The sequence below is a fragment of the Sphingomonas asaccharolytica NBRC 15499 genome (assembly GCF_001598355.1).
GTDB lineage: Bacteria > Pseudomonadota > Alphaproteobacteria > Sphingomonadales > Sphingomonadaceae > Sphingomonas > Sphingomonas asaccharolytica.
The window spans coordinates 12,666-38,792 of the sequence record NZ_BCYU01000043.1 but is presented as its reverse complement, the minus strand read 5'-3'; the positions used below and the strand labels follow the sequence as shown (position 1 = coordinate 38,792).

At 65.8% G+C, this 26,127-nt stretch carries 23 protein-coding genes; 12 read left to right on the top strand and 11 right to left on the bottom strand.

What is annotated here, in order from left to right; translation table 11 throughout:
- Nucleotides 1-47: 47 nt before the first annotated feature.
- Complete coding sequence (locus SAS01S_RS12830) at nt 48-392, bottom strand: hypothetical protein (RefSeq protein WP_174544960.1); 345 nt, start codon at nt 390-392, stop codon at nt 48-50.
- 38 nt (nt 393-430) lie between these two features.
- Between SAS01S_RS12830 and SAS01S_RS22565 the strand changes: the two genes are divergently transcribed.
- The 3 genes from SAS01S_RS22565 to thrS all read left to right on the top strand — a co-directional run bounded on the left by SAS01S_RS22565 (nt 431) and on the right by thrS (nt 3,131).
- Entirely contained in the window at nt 431-598 is a 168-nt protein-coding gene (locus SAS01S_RS22565; protein ID WP_157082806.1) for a hypothetical protein, read from the top strand.
- Nucleotides 599-601: 3 nt separating this feature from the next.
- The gene (locus tag SAS01S_RS12825; protein ID WP_066808691.1) at nt 602-865 is read left to right on the top strand and encodes a hypothetical protein; all 264 of its coding nucleotides are present in this window, start codon (nt 602-604) and stop codon (nt 863-865) included.
- Nucleotides 866-1,097: 232 nt separating this feature from the next.
- Nucleotides 1,098-3,131: a threonine--tRNA ligase gene (thrS, locus tag SAS01S_RS12820; protein WP_066808688.1), complete on the top strand. Its 2,034-nt coding sequence runs from the start codon at nt 1,098-1,100 to the stop codon at nt 3,129-3,131.
- 197 nt (nt 3,132-3,328) lie between these two features.
- Here the strand turns inward: thrS and SAS01S_RS12815 are convergent, their stop codons facing one another.
- Nucleotides 3,329-4,144 carry a TorF family putative porin gene (locus SAS01S_RS12815; RefSeq protein WP_066808686.1) on the bottom strand — a complete coding sequence of 272 codons (816 nt, stop codon included), beginning with the start codon at nt 4,142-4,144 and terminating at the stop codon, nt 3,329-3,331.
- Between the two features lie 289 nt (nt 4,145-4,433).
- Here SAS01S_RS12815 and infC point away from each other — a divergent pair, with 289 nt between their 5' ends.
- Complete coding sequence (gene infC / locus SAS01S_RS12810; protein WP_066808683.1) at nt 4,434-4,964, top strand: translation initiation factor IF-3; 531 nt, start codon at nt 4,434-4,436, stop codon at nt 4,962-4,964.
- Between the two features lie 124 nt (nt 4,965-5,088).
- On the opposite strand, the gene SAS01S_RS12805 is transcribed toward infC, so the two are convergent.
- The 6 genes from SAS01S_RS12805 to SAS01S_RS12780 form a co-directional block, all read right to left on the bottom strand.
- Nucleotides 5,089-6,321: an adenosylmethionine--8-amino-7-oxononanoate transaminase gene (locus SAS01S_RS12805; protein WP_066808680.1), complete on the bottom strand. Its 1,233-nt coding sequence runs from the start codon at nt 6,319-6,321 to the stop codon at nt 5,089-5,091.
- Entirely contained in the window at nt 6,318-6,944 is a 627-nt protein-coding gene (gene bioD, locus SAS01S_RS12800) for a dethiobiotin synthase (RefSeq protein ID WP_157082805.1), read from the bottom strand. The genes SAS01S_RS12805 and bioD overlap by 4 nt, the downstream gene beginning before the upstream one ends.
- Nucleotides 6,938-8,089 (bottom strand): 8-amino-7-oxononanoate synthase, encoded by a 1,152-nt coding sequence (locus tag SAS01S_RS12795; RefSeq protein WP_066808708.1) that lies wholly within the window; start codon nt 8,087-8,089, stop codon nt 6,938-6,940. Before SAS01S_RS12795 ends, bioD begins: the two co-directional genes overlap by 7 nt.
- Nucleotides 8,086-8,466 carry a VOC family protein gene (locus SAS01S_RS12790; RefSeq protein ID WP_066808668.1) on the bottom strand — a complete coding sequence of 127 codons (381 nt, stop codon included), beginning with the start codon at nt 8,464-8,466 and terminating at the stop codon, nt 8,086-8,088. The genes SAS01S_RS12795 and SAS01S_RS12790 overlap by 4 nt, the downstream gene beginning before the upstream one ends.
- A gap of 14 nt (nt 8,467-8,480) precedes the next feature.
- Nucleotides 8,481-11,228, bottom strand: coding sequence for a [protein-PII] uridylyltransferase (locus SAS01S_RS12785; protein ID WP_066808665.1), 2,748 nt, complete (start codon nt 11,226-11,228; stop codon nt 8,481-8,483).
- A gap of 99 nt (nt 11,229-11,327) precedes the next feature.
- Nucleotides 11,328-11,675 carry a helix-turn-helix domain-containing protein gene (locus SAS01S_RS12780; RefSeq protein WP_066808662.1) on the bottom strand — a complete coding sequence of 116 codons (348 nt, stop codon included), beginning with the start codon at nt 11,673-11,675 and terminating at the stop codon, nt 11,328-11,330.
- A 182-nt stretch (nt 11,676-11,857) separates the two neighbouring features.
- Between SAS01S_RS12780 and SAS01S_RS12775 the strand changes: the two genes are divergently transcribed.
- Complete coding sequence (locus SAS01S_RS12775) at nt 11,858-12,829, top strand: winged helix-turn-helix domain-containing protein (protein ID WP_066808659.1); 972 nt, start codon at nt 11,858-11,860, stop codon at nt 12,827-12,829.
- 437 nt (nt 12,830-13,266) lie between these two features.
- Here SAS01S_RS12775 and mutS read toward each other — a convergent pair whose 3' ends face one another.
- Nucleotides 13,267-15,846, bottom strand: coding sequence for a DNA mismatch repair protein MutS (gene mutS, locus SAS01S_RS12770; protein ID WP_066808703.1), 2,580 nt, complete (start codon nt 15,844-15,846; stop codon nt 13,267-13,269).
- 210 nt (nt 15,847-16,056) lie between these two features.
- On the opposite strand from mutS, the gene SAS01S_RS12765 reads away from it, so the two are divergent.
- From SAS01S_RS12765 to SAS01S_RS12745, 5 genes are all read left to right on the top strand, one after another.
- The gene (locus tag SAS01S_RS12765) at nt 16,057-18,315 is read left to right on the top strand and encodes an NADP-dependent malic enzyme (RefSeq protein ID WP_066808656.1); all 2,259 of its coding nucleotides are present in this window, start codon (nt 16,057-16,059) and stop codon (nt 18,313-18,315) included.
- A 74-nt stretch (nt 18,316-18,389) separates the two neighbouring features.
- A complete protein-coding gene (locus tag SAS01S_RS12760; RefSeq protein ID WP_066808654.1) occupies nt 18,390-18,764 on the top strand; it encodes a BlaI/MecI/CopY family transcriptional regulator in 375 nt (124 codons plus the stop codon).
- Nucleotides 18,764-20,302 carry a M56 family metallopeptidase gene (locus SAS01S_RS12755; protein ID WP_066808651.1) on the top strand — a complete coding sequence of 513 codons (1,539 nt, stop codon included), beginning with the start codon at nt 18,764-18,766 and terminating at the stop codon, nt 20,300-20,302. The genes SAS01S_RS12760 and SAS01S_RS12755 overlap by 1 nt, the downstream gene beginning before the upstream one ends.
- Before the next feature lie 80 nt (nt 20,303-20,382).
- On the top strand, nt 20,383-20,715 hold the full coding sequence (locus SAS01S_RS12750; RefSeq protein ID WP_066808648.1) for a UrcA family protein: 333 nt from the start codon (nt 20,383-20,385) through the stop codon (nt 20,713-20,715).
- 96 nt (nt 20,716-20,811) lie between these two features.
- The gene (locus tag SAS01S_RS12745; RefSeq protein ID WP_066808700.1) at nt 20,812-21,450 is read left to right on the top strand and encodes a retropepsin-like aspartic protease family protein; all 639 of its coding nucleotides are present in this window, start codon (nt 20,812-20,814) and stop codon (nt 21,448-21,450) included.
- 23 nt (nt 21,451-21,473) lie between these two features.
- Here the strand turns inward: SAS01S_RS12745 and SAS01S_RS12740 are convergent, their stop codons facing one another.
- Entirely contained in the window at nt 21,474-22,262 is a 789-nt protein-coding gene (locus SAS01S_RS12740; RefSeq protein WP_066808646.1) for an SDR family oxidoreductase, read from the bottom strand.
- A 134-nt stretch (nt 22,263-22,396) separates the two neighbouring features.
- Nucleotides 22,397-23,542 carry an acyl-CoA dehydrogenase family protein gene (locus SAS01S_RS12735; protein ID WP_066808638.1) on the bottom strand — a complete coding sequence of 382 codons (1,146 nt, stop codon included), beginning with the start codon at nt 23,540-23,542 and terminating at the stop codon, nt 22,397-22,399.
- A gap of 132 nt (nt 23,543-23,674) precedes the next feature.
- On the opposite strand from SAS01S_RS12735, the gene SAS01S_RS12730 reads away from it, so the two are divergent.
- Together SAS01S_RS12730 and SAS01S_RS12725 are read left to right on the top strand one after the other, a co-directional pair.
- The gene (locus tag SAS01S_RS12730) at nt 23,675-24,505 is read left to right on the top strand and encodes an SDR family NAD(P)-dependent oxidoreductase (protein ID WP_066808696.1); all 831 of its coding nucleotides are present in this window, start codon (nt 23,675-23,677) and stop codon (nt 24,503-24,505) included.
- Entirely contained in the window at nt 24,502-25,959 is a 1,458-nt protein-coding gene (locus SAS01S_RS12725) for an MFS transporter (RefSeq protein WP_245656894.1), read from the top strand. Before SAS01S_RS12730 ends, SAS01S_RS12725 begins: the two co-directional genes overlap by 4 nt.
- Nucleotides 25,960-26,127: the final 168 nt, after the last annotated feature.

Sequence of the window (26,127 nt, the reverse complement as noted above, 5' to 3'; positions counted from 1 at the left end):
TCGTGGTAATTGAGTACGGACCCTAACGGCTCAGCCAGCCGCCATAGTCATGCGCTGGCGCCGGGGCGTATTTCGGCGCCGCCGACCACGCGGTGATGCTCGACATGGTCGGGTCGCGTGATCAGGAAGCGGTCGTCCTCCGGATAGTAACGCGCGCGGTCGATATCCTCGCCGGCGAATGCCGCGATCGCCTCGATCGATTCCCACCAGCTGAGCGTGGTGACCTCGCTTTCGCCATTGTCGAGCGTGCGGACCAGCATCTGCGCGCCGAGATTGCCCGGCGTCGCGCGATAATCGTCGAGCCCGGTACCGGCGATATAGGCGACATAGTCCGCTTCGTCGGTGGTACGGATGCGCGCCGACCAGCGGCGCAGGATGACGGTATTGTCCATCGGGCGATCCTCCTGCCGAATGGTCTAAGGCACCCGGCGTGCTCGCCAAAATCGAATGTGGCGATATTCCGATAAGACAGGTTTATGATTGGCCATCGCCGAGCGATGGCGCGGCCTTTTCCTTGAGTGCCAACGCGTCCATAGGCGCTCGCGACATCGGCGATGACTCACAAAACGGCTCGCCGCGCGTATCTGTTGAGGATTGAATCATGGACGATATTGCCGACCTGCAGGCCCAGTTGGTGGCGTTGCGCATGGCGGTCGAAGGCGCCTGGCTGTCGCTGCTCGGCAACGACCCCAATCCCGTCGCTACGGCGGGCGAGCTCAAAAAGGCGAACGTCGCCGCGGTGGATCAGCTCGATGCGGCCACCGCCAATGCCAGGGCGTTGCGCGACGCGGTGGCGGCGCACACCGCGCATCTATGGGGATCGATCGAATGGCAATTGCAGCAGATCGCCCAAGACAAACAGTGAAGCCCGCGACTGGATTCCTTGGCCGGCGCCGCTTATATCCGTCGCCATGAACCGCGCGTGCCCCACGACTACCACCACCACCCCGGGTTTCCGGGGGGTGCTCGGCGCGCGCGACTGACGTCCACGCCGATTAGCTCGCCCGGGAACGGGTGAGGTCGGCGTCCGCTCCCCGTTCCAGTCTTTCCCTCGGACGCTGCCCGGTGCATAGGCGCGCCAACTGACAGGAACGACCATGGAAATGCTCTCGATCACGCTCCCCGACGGCTCGGTTCGCGAGGTCGCGCCCGGTACGACCCCGGCCGATATCGCCGCCGCGATCGGCCCTGGCCTGGCCAAGGCGGCGATCGCCGCGCGCGTCGACGGCGAATTGCGCGACATCATGCGCCCGCTCGACCATGACGCCAGCCTCGCGCTGGTGACCAGCCGCGACGAAAAGGACGCGCTCGAACTCGCGCGCCACGACTATGCGCACGTGCTGGCCGAAGCGGTACAGAACCTGTTCCCGGGAACGCAGATCACGTTCGGCCCGTCGACCGACGACGGCTTCTATTACGATTTCGCGCCGACCGCCGAGCATGGCCCTTTCACCGAGGAAGAGCTGCCCGCGATCGAGGCCGAGATGCGCGCGATCATCGCTCGCAACGAACCGCTGATCCGCGAAGTGTGGAGCCGTGCCGACCTGATCGCGCGCTGGCGGCAGCAGGGCGAAACGTTCAAGGCCGAATGGGCCGGCGAGCTGCCCGAAGGTGAGGAACTGACGGTCTACAAGGCCGGCAACGGTCCGGGCGCCTGGCTCGATATGTGCCGCGGCCCGCACCTCGCCTCGACCGGCAAGCTCGATCCCAGTGCGTTCAAGCTGACGCGGGTGTCGGGCGCCTATTGGCGCGGCGACCAGAACAACGCCCAGCTCAGCCGCATCTACGGCACCGGCTGGCTCAACAAGAAGCAGCTCGACGAGCATCTCGTCCGGCTCGAGGAAGCCGCCAAGCGCGACCATCGTCGCATCGGGCAGGAGATGGACCTGTTCCACCTCCAGTCGGAGGCGCAGGGCTCGGTGTTCTGGCATCCCAAGGGCTTCATCCTGTGGCGCCAGCTGGAGGCCTATATGCGCCGCCGGCTCGACGCCGCCGGCTATGCCGAGGTCAAGACGCCGCAGCTGATGGACGCGCGCCAATGGGAGCAGTCCGGCCATTGGGGCAAATATCGCGAGAACATGTTCGTCGTCCCCGACGAGATTCCGTCGACCGAGGACGACGCGCCGATCTTCACCGGCACGGCCGATTTGATGGCGCTCAAGCCGATGAACTGCCCGGCGCACGTCCTGATCTTCCGTCAGGGGATCAAGTCGTACCGCGACCTGCCGATCCGCATGGCCGAGTTCGGCTGCTGCCACCGCAACGAGCCGCATGGCGCGCTGCACGGCATCATGCGCGTGCGTCAGTTCACGCAGGACGACGCGCATATCTTCGTGCGCGCGGACCAGCTGATCGAGGAAGTCCAGGCGTTCTGCGACTTGCTCGACTCGGTCTACAAGGATCTCGGCTTCGACAAATATGCGATCAAGCTCGCGCTGCGGCCCGACAAGCGCTTCGGCAGCGAAGAGATGTGGGACTGGTCCGAGCAATCGCTGCGCGACGCGGTCAAGGCGACTGGCCGCGACACCGAAGAGTTCGGCTGGGAGGAGTTGCCGGGCGAGGGGGCCTTTTACGCGCCCAAGCTCGAATTCCATCTGACCGACGCGATCGGCCGGACGTGGCAAGTCGGCACGATCCAGACCGACACGGTGCTGCCCGAGCGGCTCGACGCCTCCTATGTCGGCGACGACGGTGAGCGCCATCGCCCGATCATGCTCCACCGCGCGATCCTCGGCACGTTCGAGCGCTTCATCGGCATCCTGATCGAGCATCACGCCGGGCGCTTCCCGCTCTGGCTGGCGCCGACCCAGGTCGTGGTGGCGACGATCGTGTCCGACGCGGACGATTATGCGCATCAGGTTGCCGCCGAATTGCGCGCGGCGGGGCTGCGGGTCGAGACCGATCTTCGCAACGAGAAGATCAACTACAAGGTGCGCGAGCACAGCCTGGCCAAGGTCCCGAACCTGCTCGTCGTCGGCAAGCGCGAGGCGGACGAAGGCACGGTGGCGCTGCGCCAGTTGGGCAGCGATCGCCAGCAAGTGCTGACCCTGGCGGCGGTGGTCGAACAATTGCAGCGCGCCGCGATGCCGCCCGACGTCGCCGTCGCGGCGGAGGCCGAGGCGCAGGCGTGATCCCGATAGCGGGCGGCGATCCTTCGCCGCCCGTTTGTCTCAGAGGCCGTTTGAAAACTCGCGGTAGAGCGAGTTTTAAGACGGCACCGGCCCGCTCCCCCACCCGACCTCCCATAGAATACCCTGATTGGGAGGCCGGGTGGGGGAGCGGGCCGGTGCCGCGAAATGCGACCCGCGGCGCATTTCCAAACAGTCTCTCAGAACGCGGCGCTGACCGAAAACAGCGCGGTCGCGTCCGCGATCGACGATCCGTTCTTGGTCGAGGCGAAATTGGGCAGCAGATAGGCCGATCTTGCCTTGCTGATGTCGGTATCGACATAGGACACGCCGAGCGTAACCGGGCCGATCACGTAATCGACACCGAGCGACCAGTCGAAATACTCGCCGGTCGGCGTCACGCTGGTGCCGTTGGGCCCGAGTCCGGGATTGCCGTTGGAATGGCCGAGATGCGCCTTGGCGGTCAGCGGGGTCTTGGGAATACCGACGCTGGCATCGCCCCAGAGATAGAGATTGTCCTGCGCCTGGCCGCGGCTTTGCGGCGTGTTGGAGAAATTGCCCAACGCCTTCTGCTTCGGCGCATAAGCGATACCCGCGAGCAAATTGGCCGGTCCGATCGTGGCGCTAAGCTTGACATAGGGCTCGGCGAAATCGGTCGTGTCGGCGCCACCGGGGTACATGTACCAGGTCAGGCCAACGTCGATATTGGTGCCGCTGGCGATCGGCTTCTTGATCCCGGCAAACAGGTCGAGTTCCAGGTTGGCGCCGCCGAACGTGCCCCAGCCGGAAAGGTTCGAGGCCCAGGCGCCGGCATAGACGCCGCTTTCATGCGTGACGGTCACGCCGCCCTGCAGCGCCGCTTCCTTGTCGGTCTGCGACACGCCGCGGAAACGATAATCGGACACCAGGGCGACATTGCCCGACACGGTGACCGACTTGGGCGGCTCTTCCTGCGCGGCGGCAGGCACGGCGGCCAGCAACGACGCCGCCGCGATGGCGGCGAGGCGATAGATCATGGAACATTCCCCTGTGCGATGAGGTGAACGTTCCTCCTGCGGCCGCCCGGCAGGGTCTTCTATGGCGAGACCGAGTCCCGGCGGCGGCTCCTGACTATCGCCGCCGCATTGCCGTAATCGTGCGCAATCGTGAGGAAATGTTGCTCGCGGCGTGGATTACGCCGGTCGCGAACCGCTCTTCCCGATCATAAATGCCGACTTTTGCTGTCGCGGCTTTTAAATCCTTCGGCAAAATTCTATATCACGCACCTCACAACCCAAAGGAGCAGTACCTATCCGTCCTCCCACGATGCGCCGACCAAACCAGGCGCCGCCGATGAACGGCCCTCGATTCAACGAATGGATCCAGTCGCCCAAGGTTCGAGTGATCGACCATGAAGGCGAGAATCTGGGTGTTATGTACACCAAAGAGGCGATGGAGCAGGCTCAAGGGCTTGGTCTCGACCTCGTCGAAGTGTCGCCCAACGCAGATCCGCCCGTGGCCAAGTTCCTCGATGTCGGCAAGTTCAAGTACGAGGCGCAGAAGAAGGCCAACCTCGCTCGCAAGAGCCAGAAGACGCAGGAGATCAAGGAGATCAAGATGCGTCCGAACATCGACGATCATGATTATGAGACGAAGATGAAGGCCATCCACAAGTTCATCGGTGAGGGCGACAAGGTCAAGGTGACGCTCCGCTTCCGCGGCCGCGAACTGAGCCATGGTCAGCTCGGCATGAACCTGTTGAAGCGCGTGCAGGACGACACTGCCGAGGACGCGAAGGTCGAAAGCTATCCGCGCATGGAAGGCCGTCAGATGCTGATGGTGCTCTCGCCGAAATAAGGCTCGGTGCAGCGGAATAGCGACGCTATTCCGCGCCCGGCGCCGAGCCCGGCTGGCGGCGCGCAAGCGCCGACCGACGGCGCGGATTTACTCCGCGCCGGCTCCGCTGCCTAAAATAACGGCGTCAAACCGCTGTTTCGATAGCATTGTATACTGTATCCAATTCTGCGTCGGATATGCAGTAGGGCGGCATCACGTACACGGTGTTCCCCAGCGGCCGCAGAAGCACATCCAACTCACGGAAATGATTGAGTAATCTCGGTCCGATCGCTGCCAGATAGCCGCCATCGGGCACCGGCACATCCATCGCCGCAATCGTCCCGATCCGCCGTTTTCCTGCCACACCCTCGATCCCATCAAGCCGCGCTTGTTGCCGAGCGCCCAGATCGGCGATCCGCTCGAGCATGGGCTCGTCGCGCCAGATCTCCAGATTGGCGACCGCCGCCGCGCAGGCGATCGGGTTCGCGGTGTAGCTCGACGAATGGAAGAACATTTTCGATCGATCATCGGACAGATGCGCATCGAAGATCGGCTGCGTCGCCATCGTCACCGCGAGCGGCACCGCGCCGCCGGTCAGCCCCTTGGACAGGCACAGGATATCCGGCACCACTCCGGCTTGCTCGCACGCTAGCAGGCTCCCCGTGCGCCCCCAGGCGGTCATCACTTCATCGGCAATGAATAGTACGTCGTGCCGCGCGCAGATCGCGCGCATCTCGGCCAGGACATGCGCCGGATAGATCAGCATCCCGCCAGCGCCGAGGATCAGTGGCTCGACGATGAACGCGGCCGGCTGCTCGCGGCACGCAGCCTCCAGCGCGTCGAGCGTTTCCTGCTCGCGGCCGGCCGCGGGAAAGGGGATCGTGCCGACATCGAACAGCAGGGGCGCATAGGCTTGGTTGAACACGCCGCGCGCGCCGACCGACATCGCGCCGATCGTGTCGCCGTGATAGCTATGCTCCATCACCAGGATGCGGTGCCGCGCTTCGCCGCGATTGGTCCAGAACCCTAGCGCCATCTTGAGCGCGACCTCGACGCTGGTCGATCCGCTGTCCGAATAGAAAACGTGGGTGAGGGCAGGGGGCATGATCGCGGTCAGCCCGCGCGCCAGCGTCTCGGCGGGTTCGTGCGTCCAGCCGGCATAGATGATCTGGTCGAGCTTTTGCGTCTGCGCGGCGATCGCCGCCATGATGCGCGGATGGCAATGGCCATGCGTCGTCACCCACCAGGATGAGATCGCGTCGATGACGCGGCGACCGTCAGCGGTGTGGAGCAATACGCCCTCGGCATGCGTCACCAGCGGTATCGGTTCGCCCAGCCCATGCTGAGTGAAGGGGTGCCAGACCGGCGAATTGCTCATCGGAAATCAGCCAGATTAAAATTAGCAGCGAAGGCAGCGGCGAGCGCGCCGGGATCGAGCGACTCGAGCATCGGCAGGCGGCCGAGCCGTTTGACCCCGCCCATAGCCGCGATCGTCGCCTCGCTATCCTCGACCGCATCGCCGACAAAGGCGATTCCGCGGATGTCCACCTTGCGTGTCCGCAACGCTTCGATCGCGGTGAGGCTGTGGCTGATCGTCCCGAGCGACGTCGCGGCGACAAGCACTACCGGCAACTGCCAGCGCGCCATCACGTCCGCGAACGTCGCGCGTCGCGTGAAGGGCACCAGCACACCGCCGGCGCCTTCGATCACCAGCGGGCGGTCGCGCGGCGGCGGCTCGAGTGCGTCGATGTCGATCGTCACGCCATCGATCTCCGCCGCGCGGTGCGGCGAGCAGGGGGTGGTCAGGCGATAGGCTTCGGGCAGCAGGCGCTCGGCGGGCAGGGCCGACAACCGGCCGACTCGCTCCAGGTCGCTGCCGTCGTCGAGCCCGGCCTGCACTGGTTTCCAGTAACAACCGTCGAGCGCGGCGGTCAGCGCGGCGGCGAACACGGTCTTGCCGATATCGGTGCCGGTGGCAGTGACGACGATCGCGGTCACAATGCCTCTTTCAGCGCCGCGGCTAGCGCATCGATCGTCGCAGCGTCGACATTGAGCGTGATCGACAGTCGCAACCGAGCAGTGCCGACCGGGACAGTCGGCGGGCGGATGCCGCGCACGTCGAAACCCTGTGCCTGGAGCCGGGCGGCAATCTCCATCGTCCGCGAGTCCTCGCCGACGATGACCGGCATGATCGGCGACTCACTGGCAACCGCACCAAGCGGTAAGAGGCGGTCATGGGCGTGGCGCACCAAGGCATCGAGCCTGGCAATCCGTTCCGGCTCGCGCTCGAGCAAAGCGAGGGCGCCGCGCACCGCCGCCGCCATCAGCGGGGACGGCGCGGTCGAAAAAATGAAGCCGCGCGCGCGGTTGATCAGGACATCGCACACCGCGCGCGAAGCGCAGACCAGCGCGCCCTCAGCCCCCAGCGCCTTGCCGCAGGTGCGCAAGGTGATGAGGTTGTCGCGGCCTTCCCATTGGGCGGCAAGCCCGCGCCCGCCCGGTCCGACCACGCCGGTCGCATGCGCCTCGTCGACGATCAGCACGGCATCCTCGCGGTCGGCGATCGCGACCAAGTCGGCAAGTGGGGCGCGGTCGCCGTCCATCGAATAGAGGCTCTCGACCGCGATCCATGGCCGGCCGCAGCCGCCCTTGCGCCGCCACTGCGCTATCGTTTCGGCGACGGCATCGGCGTCATTGTGCTCGACGGACGCGCGCGCGGCGCGGCCCAGCCGCATCCCGTCATGCACGCTGGCATGGATCAACTCGTCATGGACGACGAGATCGTCGGCACCAGGCAGCGCCGCGAATAGCCCACCGTTGGCGGCGAAGCCGGTGCTGAAATAGAGTGCGGCCTCGCTGCCGAACCAGTGCGCCGCTTCCGCTTCGAGCGCTTCATGCTCCTCGTGATTGCCGCGCAACAGGCGCGATCCGCCGGAGCCGATCGGCACGCCGCGCGCCAGCGCGTCGGCGACGATCGCCCTCATCTCGGGTGAGCCGGCAAGGCCGAGATAATCGTTCGACGCGAAATCGCGGCCGGTCCGTGCCGCCAGAGCACGCCGGCGATGGCGGCGGGTCAGCGCATCTAGATCGTCTTGGAGTTTCGCCTGGAACGCCGCGCCGGGCGGCTGGGGATCGGACAGACTCAAGCCGGCGGTTCCCACAATTCGATCGGATTGCCCTCGGGATCGTGGATGCGCGCGAACTGGCCGATCTCTGGTGAGTTCCATTCCGGCTTGACGATCACCTCGATCCCGCTGGCATTCAATTGTTCGAGCAGGCCGTCGAGGTCGCGGACGCGCAGGTTGAGCATATATTGGCGATCGCTCGGCCAATAATCGGTGCCCGCCTTGAACGGCGAGAAGACCAGCGGCCCGCCCTGGACGGTCCAGCTCCACTCGTCGGCGGCGCCGGTATCTTCGGCCGCGCAGCCCGCGCCGATGCCGAGATGCTCGCGATACCATGCATTGAGCGCGTCGGGATCCTGCGCGCGGAAGAATATTCCACCAACTCCGAGTACCGGCATTGCGTCCTCCTTTGTCAGGCCGCCTCGGCAGCCATCTCTCCGATCGCGGCATCGACCAGCCGGCGTTCGAGTGCCTTGACCCGTGCCGGCGCCTCGATCTTGTCGCCGGTCAGATCGGTTACATAGAATGTATCGACCGCGCGCTCGCCATAGGTCGCGACATGCGCCGAGTGGATTGTCACTTTCGACTGGAACAGCGCCTGGGCGAGCTGATGCAGCAAGGCTGGGCGGTCGCGCGCATTGACTTCGATCACGGTGAAGCGGTTCGAGGCATGATTGTCGACGAACGCCGCGGGATTGATGTCGAACGCCTCGGCGCGCGGCCGCGGTAGCGGCTTCGCCTTGAGCCGGTCGCTGAGCTTGTTGCGATTGGCCAGCGCATCCTCGATCGCGCGGCGCAACCGGGTCAGTTGGGCGGAATCGTCGAACGGGCGGCCGAGTGGATCCTGGACCAGGAAATTGTCGATCGCCATGCCGTCGCGCGTGGTGTGGATGCGCGCGTCGATGATGTTGCCGCCCGCCACGCTGATCGCCCCGGCGATGCGGTAGAACAACCCCGGATGGTCGGCGGCGTAAATCGTCACCAGGGTCGCACCGCGATCGCAATCGACCTGGCTGGCGATCGACAACGGCTCGTCGCCGGCCTCCGCCATCAGCTTCAGATTGGCGATCAGCGCATGGTCCGGTTCGGCCACCCAATAGGATTCGGGCAGGCGCTTGACGGTCGCCGCGAAGGTCTTGTCGTCCCAGCCGAGCGCGGCGGCGACCGCGTGCTGCTTTACGGCGACGCGTTCGCTCCGCCCCTTCTGCTTGTGGCCAAGCCGCAGCACTTCCTCCGCCGCCTCGTAGAGATCGGTCAGAAGCTGGCGTTTCCAGCCGTTCCACACGCCAGGGCCGACCGCGCGAATATCGACCACGGTCAAGGTCAGCAGCAATCGCAGCCGCTCGGGACTTTGCACCGCCTCGCAGAAATCGAGGATCGTCTTGAAGTCGGATAGATCGCGCTTGAACGCGGTCGCCGACATCAGCAGGTGATAGCGAACCAGCCAGGCGACCGTCTCGGTCTCCGCCGCGGTCATCCCGAAGCGCGGGCACAGCCGCTGCGCGACCTCGGCGCCGAGCACCGAGTGATCGCCGCCGCGCCCTTTGGCGATATCGTGCAGCAGCACCGCGACGTAAAGGACGCGGCGCGATGCGATCTGCTTCATGATCGCGTGGCTGAGCGGATGATCCTCGGTCAGGTCGCCGCGTTCGATCCGGCTCAACAGTCCGATCGCGTGGATGGTGTGCTCGTCGACCGTATAATGATGATACATGTCGAACTGCATCTGCGCGACGACGCGGCCGAAATCGGGTACGAAGCGGCCGAACACCCCGGCCTCGTTCATCCAGCGCAACGTGGTCTCAGGATTGTGGCGGCTGGTCAGCACCTCGAGGAACAAGGCGTTCGCTTCGGGGTCGCGGCGGATATCGTCGGCCAGCTTCGCATCGCGTGCGGCGGCGCGCATCGCCAGCGGATGGATTTCGAGGCCGTGGCGATCGGCCAGCACGAACATCTCGATCAACCGGCTGGGTTTTTGGGCGAGGAAATCCTCGCTGGGCAGCGCCAGCCGGCCACGGTCGAGCACGAATCCGTTGAGCTTACTCGGGCGACGGCGCAGTACCGGCAGGCCGAAGCGGCGCCCGCGCGTCGCGAATTTATCGTCGAGATGCGCCAGGAACACCCCGGTCAGGTCGCCGACCGCTTTCGCCTGCAGGAAGTAATAATGCATGAAGCGCTCGACCTTGGACTTGCCCGGTCGGTCGGCGAAGCGCATCCGCTCGGCGATCTCGCGCTGCATGTCGAACGTGAGGCGGTCTTCGGCGCGCCGCGACAGCGAATGAAGGTGGCAGCGCACTGCCCATAGGAAATTGTCGGCGCGGTGAAACTGGGCATATTCGGCGCGAGTGAACAGCCCGACGTCGACCAGTTGCGCGGCGTTCTGGACGTTATAGGCATATTTGCCGATCCAGAAGAGCGCGTGGAGATCGCGCAGCCCGCCTTTGCCTTCCTTGACATTGGGTTCGACGACATAGCGTGTGTCGCCCATGCGTTTGTGGCGCAAGTCGCGCTCGGCAAGCTTTTCGGTGATGAACACGCGGGCGGTATCCGACTGGACCTCGACCTTGAAGCGGCGCGCCGCCTCATCGTAAAGGTGCTGGTCGCCCCAGACATAACGCGCCTCGAGCAAGGCGGTGCGGATCGTCACGTCGCCCTTTGCCTGGCGCACCATGTCGTCGAGGCTGCGGGTGGACTGGCCGACTTTCAGCCCCAGATCCCATAAGGCATAGAGCATCGATTCGACGACCTGCTCGTGCCAGGGCGTTTCCTTCCACGGCGTCAGGAAGCCGATATCGACATCCGAATGCGGCGCCATCTCGCCGCGGCCATAGCCGCCGACCGCTATCAGGGTCAGGCGCTCGGCGGCGGTCGGATTGCTCAGCCGATAGAGCCGCTCGACGGTGAAATCGTAGAGCAGGCGCAGGATCTGGTCGATCAGGAACGCCTGGCTGGCGGCGATCTCCAGCCCGCGCGACGGATGTTCGAGCAGCCGGCGCTCGATCTCGGCGCGGCCCGATTGCAGCGCCTGCTTGAGCAACGCGGTCGCCGCCTGGCGGAGCTTGGTACGGTCGTCGCCTTCCAGCGCCTTGAGCGCGTCAGCCAATATGCGGCGATCGATGATCGCGCGGCGGTGGGGCAGGCTATCGAAGCGTGCGGGCATGAGCCGGCGATAGTCGCGAACGCGCGCGGCGTCACGCGTGGTTATGGCCTAGAATTTGTTTCAGCGAAGCGAAGCGGCGGCGGTGCCGGGCCGCTTCCCCTAGCGGCCGTGCTGGAGCCCCTCGGCGGTCCAGCCGAGATCGAAGCGCTCGCGATTGGCGAAGAACGCAGAGATCTCGCCGCGCAGGCAATCGCTGACCCATGGCAGCGGCAGGCCGACGGCGCGGGCGTAGTTGCGGGCGAATCCAAGCGCATAGACCGGGGCGGAGAAACCATCGAAGCGCGCCTGCTCGATTGCTTCGAGATGGCGCACCGCCATCCGGGTCACGTCGGCGACTTCGGCCAGCGACAATCCCAATTTCTCACGTGCCGACCGCAATGCCCGGCCCACCGCATCGGCGGACAGGAGCGGCATATTGCGGTCGAGTTCCTCTCCAAACAAATCCATCAAAAGTCCCCCGACTCGATTGGAGGATCGCACCATTGTGTCGCCACCGCAACGACCCCGCCCTGCCAGGACGGCCTTTGCGGCTGACAAAGCGTCCGAATTTGGGTCGCTTAGATGGTTTGCGGCGCCGTAATCTTACTGTAATGGCCTTGGCGGGGCGCCTCTTTGGGTGCGGGGTGGGAATGATGAACCTTGAGCCGCCGGTAGCGCCGGAACGGACACAATCGCGGCTCGCTTCGCGCCTGCTGGTGGAAACGCAGCTGACCAGCCTGGTCCGGGCGATCGCTATCGTGCGAAAACTTACCGGCGGGTCGTTCGTGTTCGATCGCGGCATCTTCTTCCTGGCGATATTGCGCGCGAGCGGCGACGTGCTGGCCGACTGGCCCAATGCGCCGCGTAGCCAGGCCGAGAATGGCGGCATCAGCATCAACGCGCTGTCACAGTCGCTGCATCGCCCGTTCGAAACCGTTCGCCGCCACGTCAATGCGCTGATCGATGCCGGATTGTGCGCGCGCACAAGTAATGGCGTGGTGATCCCAATTGCGTTGCGCGACGATCCGGACGTCGCGGCATTGCTGGTCCATTTGCACGATTCGCTGGTCTGGCTGGCCGACGAATTCCATGCCTTCGACATGCCGCTCCCGCGGACCGCGACAGTCGATCACCCCTATCGCGCCGATATCACGCTGGCGGCGTCGATCGACCTGGCGCTGGGCGCGTTCGACAATGTCGGATTATTCGTATCGGACTGGCTGGAGCTCGCCATCGTCGGGGCGGTGCTGGTGGCGAGCGTGCGGCGGATCACGCTCGATAGCGAATTGGCACGCCGTTATTCGGAAACCGCGACCTTCGTGCCGATCGATCAACGCGACCCGGTGTCGGCAGCGGCCATCGCGCGCGCGCTGACGATCCCCTATTCGACGGTGCGGCGCCAGATCCTGGCGACGGTCGCGGCCGGCAAGCTGGTCGAGCGCGGACGCGGCGTGTTGCTGTCCGACGGTTTGCTCGCCGGGCCGGGCGCCGCGATCATGGGAGCGACGGCGACGATGCGGACCGCAGCGCTGTTCGGGCGAATGGTGCCCGGCGGCTTCCCATTCAGCGATCCCAAAAGCGCTTATGTCGCGGGACGGCCGGCGCTGGTGGCCTTCAGCTGAGAGAGGCTGCGGATAGCCAATCCGCTGCGACCCGCCCCAGATCGGCGGCGAGTGTCCGCGTGACCCACTTTTCGGGTAGGTCCACGATGCGCGCATAGGCTCGCGCGACTGCAATCGTCGCGCTGGGCCCTGGCCATGCGAGCGAAATCCGAACTCTGGATCGCATTGACCGTCTGCAGGGCACTGCCGGCCCGGCGTGCCACGTCATCCAGCGACAAGCCCATCCTCAACCGGCCGCGCCACAGCGCCTCGCCGATCTGGCTGGGCGCGGAAATCGCCCTTCCTTCCATCTCCGCCGTCCGATGATCTGGTGCCGGACCGCGGTCGTCGCGGTCCATCCAATCCCTCCTGTCCCCGGAACGATCTCTGCCATAGGCACAGAATGGCCGCAACGGTCCTAACACTCCAAGCGGACGATTTAGCTCGACAATCTGGCGCTAACCGTCGTGCGCGAGCCGTTTCAGGCGATACAGCGCGTCCAGCGCCTCGCGCGGGCTGAGCGCGTCGACATCGAGGCTGTCGAGTTCGGCGCGGACGGCATCGCATTCCTCTTCCTCCGCCTCGATCGCGGCGGCGAACAGCGGCAAGTCGTCGAGTCCCGCGGCAAGCCCCCCGGTCTTGGCGCGACCCGCTTCTAGCTTGGACAGTACCGCCTTGGCGCGCGCGATCGTCGCTGGCGGCAGGCCGGCGAGGCGCGCGACCGCGAGACCGTAGGACCGGTCGGCAGGCCCCTCGGACACTTCATGGAGCAGGACCAGCTCACCTTTCCACTCGCGCGCGCGGACATGGTGGAGGCTCAGCGCATCACAGCGTTCGGCGAGCCGCGTCAGTTCGTGATAATGCGTCGCGAACAGGCAGCGGCAGCGATTGTCCTCATGGATCGCCTCGACCACTGCCCAGGCGATGGCGAGACCGTCATAGGTCGAGGTACCGCGTCCGACCTCGTCGAGGATGACGAAGCTGCGCGGCGTGGCTTGCGCCAGGATCGCCGCGGTCTCGACCATTTCGACCATGAAGGTCGACCGCCCGCGCGCGAGATTGTCCGACGCGCCGACGCGGCTGAACAATTTGTCGACCAGTCCGAGTTCGGCGCGTGCCGCCGGGACGTAACTGCCCGCCTGGGCGAGCACCGCGATCAGTGCGTTCTGGCGCAGGAAAGTCGACTTGCCGCCCATGTTGGGGCCGGTAACCAGCCACAGGCGGGAGGTTTCGGAAAGCACGCAATCGTTGGCGACGAAGCGCTCGCCGCTGCGCTGGACGGCGGCTTCGACCACCGGATGGCGCCCGCCTTCGACCTCGAAACAGGCATGATCGACCAAGCTGGGCCGGGCCCAGCCATCCTCGGCGGCGCGCTCGGCCAGCCCGGCGGCGACGTCGAGCCGGGCCAGCGCGTCGGCAGTCGCCGCGATCGCCTCGCGACCGGCGAGCGCGGTCTGGGTCAGTTCCTCGAGATGCGCGGCCTCGGCAGCCAGCGCGTGGCTGCCGGCCTGGGTGACCTTCATCGCCAGTTCGTGGAGTTCGGGCGCGTTGAAGCGGACGACGCCGGCCAGCGTCTGGCGATGGGTGAACCCGCTGTCGGGCGCCATCAGCGGATCGGCTGCCTTGGCGGGAACCTCGACATGATAACCGAGCACGCCGTTATGGCGAATCTTGAGCGCGCTCGTGCCGGTGCGGTTGCGATATTCCGCTTCGAGCGCGGCGATCGCGCGGCGGCCGCCGGCGCCGATATCGCGCAGATCGTCGAGCGCGGTATCATATCCTTCAGCGATATAGCCCCCGTCGGAGGCATCGATCGGCGGGGCAGGGACGAGCGCGCGCTTGAGCAGGTCGATCAGCGACCCGTGGCCGCGCAGCCGAGGCACGATGTCCTGGAGCAAGGGCGGCGGCGCATCGAGCGTGTCGATCCGCTCGCCGAGCAACCAGGCGCCGTCGAGGCCGTCGCGCAGCTGCCCGAGATCGCGCGGGCCGCCACGACCGGCGACCAGGCGTCCGAGCGCCCGGCCGATATCGGGCAGGCTGCGCAAGGTCGCGCGCAGGCTCTCGCGCAAGGCGCCATCGTCATGCAGTCGTTGGACGAGATCGAGCCGCGCCTCGATTGCCGCACGATCCATCAGCGGCGCGCCGATATCGCCGGCAAGCAACCGCGCACCGGCGCCGGTCACGGTGCGGTCGACCGCGTCGAGCAGGCTGCCTTTGCGCTGGCCGGTCTGGGTCTGGGTGAGTTCCAGGCTGTCGCGTGTCGCGGCGTCGATCGCCATCGCTTCGCCGGCGTTGCCGATCCGGGGCGGACGCAGGAACGGCAGCGAGCCTTTCGCAGTATGGTCGAGATAGGCGACCAGACCGCCGGCCGCGGCCATGCCGGCGCGGCTCAATTGCCCTAAGCCATCGAGGGTGGCGACCCCGTAAACGCGCTTCAGCCGCGTTTCGGCAGCGGTCGAATCGAACTCGCCGCGCGGACGCAGCACGGTGGCGTAATGTTCGAACGCGCTTCCCTCGCTCGCCAGTATTTCGGCCGCGTTCAGGCGCGCAAGTTCGGCGGACAGTCCACCGGCATCGGTCTCGACCAATTCAAACCGCCCGGTCGAAACGTCGGCGGCAGCGACAGCGACGCCGCTCGCGGCTTCTCCGATCGCGACGCACCAATTGGCGGTGCGCGAATCGAGCAGGGCTTCTTCGGTCAAGGTGCCGGCAGTCACCACGCGGATGATTGCCCGCGCGACCAAGGCCTTGGACCCGGCGCGCCTCTTGGCTTCGGCGGGCGTCTCGACCTGATCGGCGATGGCGACGCGATGCCCGGCCTTGATCAGCCGTTGCAGATAACCGACCGCGGCGTGTGCCGGCACGCCGCACATCGGGATCTTCTCGCCATCATGCTCTCCCCGTGCGGTCAGCGCGATGTCGAGCACGGCGCTGGCGATCTTCGCGTCGTCGAAGAACAATTCGAAGAAATCGCCCATCCGGTAGAATAACAGGCAATCACCAGCCTCCGCCTTCAAGGCGAGATACTGGGCCATCATCGGGGTCGGGGCGGCGTCAGCCATTGGCGTCGGTTAGCCCAGCCGATCTGCGGCGCAAATCCCGCTTTTGCCCTTTACTGTGGGTAAAGTGTGCGGATTTCCGCCAGGCGGGCGGAGCATCCTTGTCGGCAAAAGTACATCAAGGGTCCGCAAGCCGGTTTCCTTCTCCCCGACGCGCACCTAAAGACGAGCGGAACAGAGAGGACCAGGATGGCCGACGAATCTTCCGTGCAATTTTCCGACCGCGAAGCATTGCTGTTCCATTCGGAGGGGCGGCCCGGCAAGATCGAGATCATCGCGTCGAAACCGCTGACGACGCAGCGCGACCTGGCGCTGGCCTATTCGCCCGGCGTGGCCATTCCGGTGCAAGCGATCGCCGACGACCCCGCGACCGCCTATGATTATACCGCCAAGGGCAATCTGGTCGCGGTCATCTCGAACGGCACCGCGATCCTGGGCATGGGCAATCTCGGCGCCTTAGCCTCCAAGCCGGTGATGGAAGGCAAGGCGGTCCTCTTCAAGCGGTTCGCCGATGTCGATGCGATCGATATCGAACTCAAGACCGAGGATGTGAACCGCATCATCGACGCGGTCGAGCTGATCGAGCCGAGCTTCGGCGGCATCAACCTCGAGGACATCAAGGCGCCCGAATGCTTCATCATCGAGCAGACCCTGCGCGAGCGGATGAACATCCCGGTCTTCCATGACGACCAGCACGGCACCGCGATCATCACCGCGGCGGGCCTGATCAACGCCTGCCTGCTGACCGGGCGGCACCTTTCGGACATCAAGGTCGCGGTCAACGGCGCGGGGGCGGCGGCGATCGCCTGCACCGAGTTGATCAAGGCGATGGGCGTGCGGCCGGACAATGTCATCATGTGCGACCGCTCGGGCGTGATCTACAAGGGCCGCGATAAGGTCAATCAATGGCAATCGGCGCATGCCGTCGATACCGAGAAACGGACCCTGGAAGACGCGCTGCAAGGCGCCGACGTCTTCCTCGGCCTGTCGGCGGCGGGCGCGCTCAAGCCCGAGATGGTCAGGAACATGGCCAAGGCTCCGATCATCTTCGCGATGGCCAATCCCGAGCCCGAAATCCGTCCCGAACTGGCCAAGGAAGCGCGCCCCGACGCGATCATCGCGACCGGCCGATCCGATTATCCCAACCAGGTCAACAACGTGATCGGCTTTCCGTTCATCTTCCGCGGCGCGCTCGACGTACGCGCGACCGGGATCAACGAGGAAATGAAGATCGCCGCCGCGCATGCGATCGCCGAACTGGCGCGTGAGGCGGTGCCCGAGGAAGTCGCCGTCGCTTATGGCGTGCGCCATACGTTCGGCCCCGACTATATCATCCCGGCGCCGTTCGATCCGCGGTTGATGGAATTGGTCCCCGCCGCTGTCGCCAAGGCGGCGATGGATTCGGGAGTCGCGACCAAGCCGATCCTCGACATGGCGGCCTATCGCCAGCAGCTGCGCGGCCGGCTCAACCCGACCACCGGCGTGCTCGCCCAGGCCTATGAAGGTGCCCGCGCACAACCCAAACGCGTGCTGTTCGCGGAAGGCGAAGAGGAAGTCGTACTGCGCGCCGCGGTGGCGTTCCGCGAGGGCGGTTACGGCACGCCGGTGCTGGTTGGTCGCGACGACGTCCACGACCGGCTGCGTGCGCTCGGCGTCAAGGACGTCGAGAGTTACGAGGTCCATAACAGCCGCACTTCGGCCCTGGTGCCGCGGATGGTCGACTTCCTTTATCAGCGGCTCCAGCGTCGCGGCTATCTGCGTCGCGATTGCGAGCGGATGATCAATCAGGACCGCAACATCTTCGGCGCCGTCCTGCTCCAGCTCGGCGAGGCCGATGCGATGATCACCGGCGTCACGCGGACTTATGCCCAGACGATGCGCGAAGTGCGCAAGGTGATTGACATCGAGGCCGGGCGGACCGCATTCGGCATCCATGTCATGGTCGGCCAGACGCACACCGTGTTCATGGCCGATACCACGATCAACGAGCGCCCCAGCGCCGAAGAACTCGCCGACATCGCCGAGCAGACCGCGGCCGTCGCACGCCGCATGGGCCACGAACCGCGCGTCGCGTTCCTGAGCTATTCGACCTTCGGCAATCCCGAGGGACGCTGGCTCGAGAATCTGCGTGCCGCGGTGGGCGTGCTCGATCAGCGCCAGGTGAGCTTCGAATATGAAGGCGAGATGGCGCCCGATGTCGCGCTTAACCCGCGCCAATTGGCGAATTATCCGTTCGCCCGGCTGTCGGGGCCGGCCAATGTCCTGATCATGCCCGGGCTGCAATCGGCCAATATTTCGGCCAAATTGCTGCGCGAACTCGGCGGCGACGCGGTGATCGGGCCGATGCTGGTCGGGCTGGAAAAGCCGGTCCAGATCGCGCCGATGACCTCGACCGCGAGCGAGCTGGTTACGCTGGCGGTACTCGCCGCTGGTGGGGTCGCTCGCTGATCTAAATCTCCTTCGAACGGTGCAGCTCTTGCTGCTACGTTTGTAGCATGCTACAAACGTAGCAGGAGGTTGTGATGATTGATTCGCTGCCGCGCCGCGAGCGCGAGATTTTCGAGATCCTGTGCGGGCTGGGAGAGGGCACCGCCGCCGCGATCCGCGGCGCGATGACCGATCCGCCGAGCGATTCGGCGGTGCGCGCCTTGCTCGCGCGGCTGGTGGCCAAGGGCCTGATCGCGCATCGCACCGAGAATCAGGCCTATGTCTATGCGCCGGCGGCGCGGACCGACACGGTCGCAGAGAATGCGCTGCAGCGGTTGGTCCAGACCTTCTTCCATGGATCGGCGGCGAGCGCCGCGACCGCCTTGCTCGGCATGGAGCCGCGGCTGGGGTCCGACGAGATCGACGCGTTGCAGCGCATGATCGACCAGGCACGAAAGGGGGCGAAGTGATGTTCGCATTGCTTGTCGACCTCGGCTGGAAGTCGGCGCTGATCGCCGGCCTCACGTTGCTCGCGCATGCCGCGATGCGTCACCGGCCTGCAGCGGAGCGTGCCGCGTTGCTCCAGGCGGCGTTGCTGGCGTTGCTCGCCTTGCCGTTTTTCGCGCGCCTGCTGCCGGCGCTCGATCTTGCGTGGCTGCCCGCGCTTCCCGGCGCACCCGTGGCCGAGGCGCCGACCCCTCCGCCGGTAATGGCCGCGGCGGCAGCTCCGGTGCGTGCGGCGGGGGGCGGCGGGACGGACGTCATCCTGATGCTCTACGGCGCCGGAGTCGCGGCCCTGTTGCTGCGGTTCGTCGCCGGGGTTTGGACATTGTTGCGATGGACGCGCGAGGCGCGGGCGCCACTCGACCCGCACTGGCAGCGGACGCTCGATCGAGAGGCCGTCGGGATCGGCCGGCCGCTCCGCCTATTGGTGTCGCCCCGTGCGGTCACGCCGCTCAGTTGGGGGATCACGCCCGCCTGGATCCTGATCGGCCCGGTGACGCACGACTTGCCCGACCAGGCCGACGCGGTGATCGCGCACGAACTGGCGCATATCCGCCGCTTCGACTGGCTGGGGCTGGTCGCCGCCCGCGTCGTGACGGCATTGTTCTGGTTCAATCCGCTGGCATGGTTGATCGCCCGCGAACTGGCACGCGCGTCCGAGCTCGCCGCCGATGCCGATGCGCTGGGCCGGATCGATCGCTACGATTATGCCGAGGCGTTGCTCGTGGTCGCGGGCGGTGGGCTCGTGCATCGCGAAGCCAACGGCATGGCCTTCACCCGGACCGCGCTCGCCCGCCGCATCACGACGGCGCTGGACGGCGGCACCGGGCGGCGCATGCGACCGCTGGTGCCGGCGGCCCTGCTGCTCGTCTCGCTCGGCGTTGCTGGACCGCTGGCCGCGGCGCGGATCGTCAGGGCGATAGCGGTCGCACCGCTTCCATCCGCGCCCGACGCGCCGCTGCCTCCGCCGCCGCCCGTGCCCGATCCGCAACGCCCGGCCAGCGCCGACCCGACAGCCTCGTCCTGGTCGGCTGCGGTCAAGAGTGCAGGCCGATCCGCGGGCTCGGCGCTGAAATCGCTGGGTGGCGGGTTAAAGGCGACCCTGTCCTTGCCGCATCCGGTGCCGAGCGCCATCCCGGACCCGCGCCCCGCGGCGGTGGTCAGACCCTTGGTAGAGGTTTCGCCGGCCGCCGCTAGGATCATCGGACGGACCGGCGCGCAGGTGATCAGGGGCCCTGACGGCATCTCCTTGATCGGCGGCGCGCCCGAGGACGAAGGCGTGGCGGAAGCGCGCCGCGGCGCGGAGGAGGCGCGCAAGGGCAGGATCGAGGGCATGCGCGGCGCGGCCGACGGGTTCCGCTCGAGTGCCGAGGAACTCGAGCGCCAGGCCAATGATCCGGGACAGGAGCCCGGTACGCGCGAGGCCCTTTTGTCGAACGCGCGCAATCTCCGCGCTCGTGCGGCCACTATCGACGAACAAGTGAAGAAGCTGACCGGCGGCTAGCCGCCGCCATCATCCATCCCAGCAACGGCAAGCGCGATTCCGCGCCACGGGACCGGCTTGCCCAATTATCGGAGGTACGCATGCGATTCACTTTCTATGCCGTCGCAATCCTGCTTGGCGCTTGCGTCGATCGACCGGCGCTGAGCAGCGAGCCGCGCTTGAGCGTCCGGGTCGCGGATGTCGTGACCGACACGCCATCGGGCCGGGCCGAGCTGCGCCAACGCGTGGTCGATGCGACGCAGCGGTTTTGCACAGTTCACGGGGCCGAGATCACGCCGTACGAGTCGCGCGAGGATCCGAGCTACTGCCCCGATATGGCGCGGTCATGGGCGATGAGCGGGATGACGCGCGACATGCGTCGCGCCTATGCGCTGGCGCGCCGCGAAGCAAAGGTGCGCGGCAGCGCGCCCTGATTTCGGATCGGCGGCCTCACCCAACCGCGTCGCGTGAGGGCTGCGCTGGACATGGCGCTCAGCTATCATACATCTGTCGCATGGCAGGTGACGCGCATGGCTGATGCTTTCGGCGGTTCGGTGCCGCTCTACCTGCTGATCGGCGGGGTGATCGTCTTGATGGTGCTGGCGCGGCGATTCCGCGTGGTCGGGCGCCTGTTGTCGATGACAGCGCTGGTCGTCTCGCTTGGTCTGATCGTGATGCTGGTCGGCGAGCGCGGGCGGTTCGATCCGATGTTCGCGCGGGTCGCCAAGATCCTGCACCTTGAGGACGGGCAACAGGTCGTCGGCAAGGAAATGCGCGTGCCGATGGCCGATGATGGCCATTTCTGGGTGACCGTCCGGTTCGGCCAGGTCGAGCGCAAGATGCTGGTCGACAGCGGCGCGACGGTGACCGCTCTGTCGACCGATACCGTCGAAGCGGCGGGGCTGCGGCTCAGCCCGAGCCCGTTCCCGATGATCATCCAGACCGCCAATGGATCGGTCCGCGCCGATACCGCGACCGTGCCCGAATTGCGCATCGGCAACATCGTCGCGCGCGATCTCCCCGTCGTGAGCTCGCCGGCGTTCGGCGACATGGACGTGATCGGGATGAATTTCCTGTCGCGGCTCAAGAGCTGGCGGGTGGAGGGGCGGACGCTGATTTTGACGCCGAACCATCCGCAGAATGCGAATGGTGCCGCTATGATCTCCTAACCCTCTCCCTGTGGGAGAGGGATCTAAGCGTCGATCGACGTGCCCAGCGCCGCGTTGACCAGGCCGCCGTCGACCACCAAAGTATCGCCGACGACATAGTCCGAGGCGCGGCTGGCGAGGAAGATCGCGGCGCCGGCCATGTCCTCGTCGGTGCCGATACGGCGCATCGGAATGTTCTTGGCGACCTCGTCGCCGTGATCGCGCGCGGCGCGGTTCATCTCGCTGGCGAAGGCGCCGGGGGCCAGGCTGGTGACGATGATCGCGTCCTTGATCAGCCGCGCCGCCATCCGCTTGGTGAGATAGATCAGCGCCGCCTTGGAGGCGTGATAGCTGTACGTCTCCCACGGATTGAGCCGCAGCCCGTCGATCGAGGTGATGTTGATGACCTTGCTCGGCTTGTCGTAGCTCGCCTGCGCCTTGAGCAGGCCGTGCAGCGCCTGGGTCAGGAAGAATGGCGATTTGACGTTCAGGTCCATCACCTTGTCCCAGCCGCTCTCGGGGAATTCCTCGAACGGCACGCCCCAGGCGGCGCCGGCATTGTTGACGAGGATGTCGAGATGATCCTCATGCTCGGCCAGCTTGGCGGCGAGCGCCTTGCAACCGTCGACGGTCGAGACGTCCATCGGCAACGGAATGCAGTTCGGGCCGAGTTCGGCGGCGGTTTCCTCGCAGGCCGGCGCCTTGCGCGAGGAGATGTACACCTTGGCGCCCTGCGCGATATAGCCCGCGGCGATCATCTTGCCGATGCCGCGCGATCCCCCGGTGATCAGCGCGACGCGCCCCTCGAGGCTGAAGAACTTGCTGGTGTCCATCTATCTGCTCCCATTTTCTAAATACCGTCATCCCAGCGAAAGCTGGGATCTCGCGCCGCTTAGGGGCGCCGTCACCGCGCCGTCGCTCGAGGCCCCAGCTTTCGCTGGGGTGACGGGCTAGTTCGTTCGTCCGTTCACCCCCCGCGCTTCAGCGTTTCCCGCGCGATGATGAGCTGCTGGATCTGGCTAGTGCCTTCGTAAATGCGGAACAGGCGGACGTCGCGGTACAGTCGTTCGATGCCGTAATCGGCGATATAACCGGCGCCGCCATATATCTGCACCGCGCGATCGGCGACGCGGCCGACCATCTCGCTGGCGAAATATTTTGCCGCGGCGGATTCCATCACGACGTCCTTGCCTTCGTCCTTGGCCGCCGCCGTCTCGAGCACCAAAGCGCGCGCGGCGAGCGCTTCGGTCTTCGAATCGGCGATCATCGCCTGGATTAATTGATGCTCGGCGATCGGCTTGCCGAATTGCTTGCGCTCGCTGGCATAGGCCACGCAATCGGCGATCAGCCGTTCGGCGACCCCTACGCAGACCGCCGAGATATGCAGCCGTCCGCGGTCGAGCACGCGCATCGCGATCTTGAAACCCTCGCCTTCGGCGCCGAGCCGGTTCTCGACCGGCACCACGACCTCGTCGAAGATGACGTCGGCAACTTTCGCGCCTTTCTGTCCCATTTTCTTCTCGGATTCGCCGATCGAAACCCCAGCAAGGTCGCGCGGCACCAGAAAGGCGGAGACGCCGCGCCCGCCGGGTTCGTCGCCGGTGCGGGCCATGACGGTGAACAGGTCGGCCTTGTCGGCATTGGTGATGAAGCGCTTGGTGCCCGACAGGCGATAGGCTTGGCCATCCCACACCGCCTTGGTCTTCACCGCGCCCGAATCGGAGCCGACATCGGGTTCGGTCAGCGCGAAGCTGGTGATGATCTCGCCGCTCGCGATTTTGGGCAGCCACTCGGCTTTCTGCTCAGGACTGCCTGCCATCACGAGTCCCTGGCTGCCGATGCCGACATTGGTGCCGAAGCTCGAGCGGAACGCCGGGGTAGTGCGGCCGAGCTCGATCGCGACCTTTACCTCTTCGAGCATGGTCAGGCCGAGGCCGCCATATTCCTCCGCGATCGACAGGCCGAACAGGCCCATCGCCTTCATTTCCTGGGTGACGTCGTCCGGAATGGCGTCCTGCGCTTCCACATCGGCTTCCAGGGGTCGCAGCCGCTCGGCCACGAAGCGGCGGATGGTGTCGATCAATGCGTCGAAGGTTTCGGCGTCGAGCGCCATGTGCCTCTCCCGTTGTTCCGCAAGTGCGATGCCTCAAAGCCGTGAGTCCCGCAAACCCGAAATTCGAAAAGTCGGATTGACCGGCCTCAAGCCCCCTCTATGCTGCATGAAAAATACATGCAGGAGAATGGAATGCGGTTTCAGGGCAAGCGCGCCGTGGTCACTGGCGGCGCCTCCGGTATCGGTCGCGCGACGGCGCTGCGATTGGTCGAGGAAGGCGCCGATGTCCTGATTGGCGATGTCGATGTCGCGGGCGGCCAGGAACTCGCCGAGACCTCGAACGGCCGCATCCGCTTCCAGAAAACCGACGTGACGCAAGTCGCCGATATTGAGGCGTTGCTGACCGCCGCCGATGCCGCGGGCGGGCTCGATATTCTGTTCAACAATGCCGGCGCGGCGGGCGCGCGCGACAAGATCGACGAGATTTCGCCTGACGATTGGGATCGCACGATGAGCCTGTTGCTGCGATCGGTGGCGATGGGCATCCGCTATGCCGCGCCGCTGATGGCGAAGCGTGGCGGCGGAGCGATCGTCAATACGTCGAGCGTCTCGGCGCTGGGCAGCGGTTATGCGCCGACCGCTTATTCGACGGCCAAAGCGGGCGTGCTGCACCTGACCAAAGTCGCCGCCGCCGACCTCGCCAAGCTCAATATCCGCGTCAACGCGGTGGTGCCGGGGTTCATTACCACCAACATCTTCACCTCGGCGCTGGGGCTCGAAGGAGCGGTGCGCGATCATGTCAACGGCGTGATCGCCCAGACCGCCGCTCATGCCCAGCCGGTGCAACGCGCCGGCCGGCCCGAAGACATTGCGGCCGCGGTCTCGTATCTGGCGAGCGATGACGCCGCTTTCGTTACCGGCACGCATATCCTGGTCGATGGTGGCATGCTGATCGGCACGCGCGCTAGCTGGGACGACAATGTGCCCGGCCTGTTCTCGTCACTGGAGGCGGCCGCCTCGTGAGCAAGCTGGCGACGCCGGCGGCGCGGCGGCTGTCGACCTGGACCACGGCAAGCTACGGCTTCGGGTCGGTTGCTTACGGCGTCAAGGATGCCGGGTTCGGTACGTTCCTGCTGATCTTCTACAATCAGGTGGTCGGGCTCGACGCCTCGACGGTCGGGTTGGTCATTTTCATCGCGCTCGTCTGCGACGCGTTCGTCGACCCACTGATCGGCGTGTTGTCGGACCGCACCCGGGGCCGCTGGGGGCGGCGCCATCCATGGATGTATTCGGCGGCGCTGCCGATCGCGATTGGCTGGTTGCTGTTGTGGAATCCACCGCATTTGAGCAGCGGCGCCACGCTTGTCTGGCTGTTCGTGACCGCGGTCGTCGTGCGCAGCGCGGTCAGTTGCTACGAAGTGCCGTCGCAGGCGCTGACGCCCGAACTGACCTCCGATTACGACGAGCGCACGCGGATCACCTCCTACCGCTATCTGTTCGGCTGGGCGGGCGGGCTGACGATCCTGTTGCTCGCCTATGGCGTGTTCCTGACCCCGTCGGCCGCCTATCCCAACGGCCTGCTCAATCGCGTCGGCTACGGCCATCTGGCGATTGCCAGCGCCGTCATCATGGTGGTCGCTATCCTGGCCTCGGCGTTCGGCACGCATCACGAAATCGCGCGGTTGCCCAAGACGGTCGTCCGCAGCCAGACGCTCGGCGAGCATTTCCGCGAGCTGTGGGAGACGGTCAAGAACCGCGGGTTCCTGATCCTGATGCTGGCGGGCATCTGCGCCTATACCAATCAAGGGATCAGCTACGCGCTGTCCAACTATACCTATAGCTATGTCTGGCAATTCCAGTCCTGGGCGTTGCAGCTATTGCCCTTCGCGCTGATGCTGGGTGCGGCGCTCGCCTTCCTCATTGCGCCGGCGGTCGGCAAGCGGATGAGCAAACCCCACGCCGCGATGGGGTTCGTGCTGGCTGCTACGGTGTTCCATACCATGCCTTATTGGCTTCGCTTTGCCGGCGTGACTCCCCAGCCGGGATCGAGCGCGCTGGTGTTCCTGCTGCTGCCGATCTTCGTCACCGCGACCGCGCTCAGCGTCTCGTCGTTCATCCTGGGCGCGTCGATGATGGCCGACGTTGTCGAGGATTCGGAAGCACGAACCGGCCGCCGGTCGGAGGGTGTCTATTTCGCCGGGTCGTTCTTCGTCCAGAAATGCACGTCCGGCCTGGGCATCATGATCGTCGGCCAGCTGCTCGATCTCGTGTCGTTTCCCAAGGGCGCCAAGCCCGGCATGGTGCCGATCGCGGTGATCGACCATCTGACGCTCGCCTTCATCCTGATCTACGGCTCACTGGCGATCGTCGCGGCCGTCCTGTTTTCCAAATTCCCGTTCGGCCGCACCGAACATGAAGCGCGGCTGGCGCGGATGATCGCGGCGGCCGAGGCCGAGGGAGCCCCCCACGCACCGTGATAGCGGTAGCGATTCGCTGAATATCGGCCACAAAATATGGGTAGCGCAGGTGTGCGTCGGGTCCGCGCGATACCGCATTTGGGCATTCACCGGCGACGAAACACAGTTCGTCGTGAAAGGTTCCGTTCATCGTGCCGACAGGGTTCCCATGTCGGTTTTGTCCACCTA

What these genes read in the sequence shown, in the direction of transcription:
- SAS01S_RS12830 (WP_174544960.1), bottom strand. Translation starts at nt 392, where the DNA reads ATGGACAATACCGTCATCCTGCGCCGCTGGTCGGCGCGCATCCGTACC.
- SAS01S_RS12825 (WP_066808691.1), top strand. Translation starts at nt 602, where the DNA reads ATGGACGATATTGCCGACCTGCAGGCCCAGTTGGTGGCGTTGCGCATG.
- thrS (WP_066808688.1), top strand. Translation starts at nt 1,098, where the DNA reads ATGGAAATGCTCTCGATCACGCTCCCCGACGGCTCGGTTCGCGAGGTC.
- SAS01S_RS12815 (WP_066808686.1), bottom strand. Translation starts at nt 4,144, where the DNA reads ATGATCTATCGCCTCGCCGCCATCGCGGCGGCGTCGTTGCTGGCCGCC.
- infC (WP_066808683.1), top strand. Translation starts at nt 4,434, where the DNA reads ATGCGCCGACCAAACCAGGCGCCGCCGATGAACGGCCCTCGATTCAAC.
- SAS01S_RS12805 (WP_066808680.1), bottom strand. Translation starts at nt 6,321, where the DNA reads ATGAGCAATTCGCCGGTCTGGCACCCCTTCACTCAGCATGGGCTGGGC.
- SAS01S_RS12790 (WP_066808668.1), bottom strand. Translation starts at nt 8,466, where the DNA reads ATGCCGGTACTCGGAGTTGGTGGAATATTCTTCCGCGCGCAGGATCCC.
- SAS01S_RS12785 (WP_066808665.1), bottom strand. Translation starts at nt 11,228, where the DNA reads ATGCCCGCACGCTTCGATAGCCTGCCCCACCGCCGCGCGATCATCGAT.
- SAS01S_RS12780 (WP_066808662.1), bottom strand. Translation starts at nt 11,675, where the DNA reads ATGGATTTGTTTGGAGAGGAACTCGACCGCAATATGCCGCTCCTGTCC.
- SAS01S_RS12775 (WP_066808659.1), top strand. Translation starts at nt 11,858, where the DNA reads ATGATGAACCTTGAGCCGCCGGTAGCGCCGGAACGGACACAATCGCGG.
- mutS (WP_066808703.1), bottom strand. Translation starts at nt 15,846, where the DNA reads ATGATGGCCCAGTATCTCGCCTTGAAGGCGGAGGCTGGTGATTGCCTG.
- SAS01S_RS12765 (WP_066808656.1), top strand. Translation starts at nt 16,057, where the DNA reads ATGGCCGACGAATCTTCCGTGCAATTTTCCGACCGCGAAGCATTGCTG.
- SAS01S_RS12760 (WP_066808654.1), top strand. Translation starts at nt 18,390, where the DNA reads ATGATTGATTCGCTGCCGCGCCGCGAGCGCGAGATTTTCGAGATCCTG.
- SAS01S_RS12755 (WP_066808651.1), top strand. Translation starts at nt 18,764, where the DNA reads ATGTTCGCATTGCTTGTCGACCTCGGCTGGAAGTCGGCGCTGATCGCC.
- SAS01S_RS12750 (WP_066808648.1), top strand. Translation starts at nt 20,383, where the DNA reads ATGCGATTCACTTTCTATGCCGTCGCAATCCTGCTTGGCGCTTGCGTC.
- SAS01S_RS12745 (WP_066808700.1), top strand. Translation starts at nt 20,812, where the DNA reads ATGGCTGATGCTTTCGGCGGTTCGGTGCCGCTCTACCTGCTGATCGGC.
- SAS01S_RS12740 (WP_066808646.1), bottom strand. Translation starts at nt 22,262, where the DNA reads ATGGACACCAGCAAGTTCTTCAGCCTCGAGGGGCGCGTCGCGCTGATC.
- SAS01S_RS12735 (WP_066808638.1), bottom strand. Translation starts at nt 23,542, where the DNA reads ATGGCGCTCGACGCCGAAACCTTCGACGCATTGATCGACACCATCCGC.
- SAS01S_RS12730 (WP_066808696.1), top strand. Translation starts at nt 23,675, where the DNA reads ATGCGGTTTCAGGGCAAGCGCGCCGTGGTCACTGGCGGCGCCTCCGGT.